This is a genomic window from bacterium (genome assembly GCA_029210965.1).
Taxonomy (GTDB): Bacteria; BMS3Abin14; BMS3Abin14; order BMS3Abin14; family BMS3Abin14; genus JALHUC01.
Window position 1 is genome coordinate 1 of sequence record JARGFZ010000153.1, and the last position, 522, is coordinate 522.

At 56.7% G+C, this 522-nt stretch carries 1 rRNA gene; it reads left to right on the forward strand.

Annotated elements, in window-relative coordinates:
• Positions 1-522 (forward strand): 23S ribosomal RNA (locus tag P1S59_14745); the annotation flags it as partial.

Genomic DNA, 522 nt, shown 5'->3' on the forward strand with positions numbered 1-522 from the left:
AAGGACGTGGCAAGCTGCGATAAGCCTCGGGTAGGTGCACACTACCGTCAATCCGAGGATTTCCGAATGGGGAAACCCAACTGGGGTCATGCCCAGTTACCGCCTGCTGAACACATAGGCAGGAGGGAGGCAACCGGGGGAACTGAAACATCTAAGTACCCCGAGGAAGAGAAATCAACCGAGATTTCCCTAGTAGTGGCGAGCGAACGGGAAACAGCCTAAACCCATGTATGCGTATAGCCTGTGGGCGTTGCTGCATGAGGTGTTGTGGGAGTCGTCGTCTCTGGGCCACAGACCTGGGGCGGAGTTACAAATCGACGTGGTAGCAGAACAGCGTGGAACCGCTGGCCAGAGAGGGTAAAAGCCCCGTACGCGAAATCATGTCGACTCCGTGACGACCACCCGAGTACTGCCGGACACGTGAAATCCGGTAGGAATCTGGGGGGACCACCCTCCAAGGCTAAATACGAGACAGCGACCGATAGCGAACGAGTACCGTGAGGGAAGTGGTGAAAAGCACCC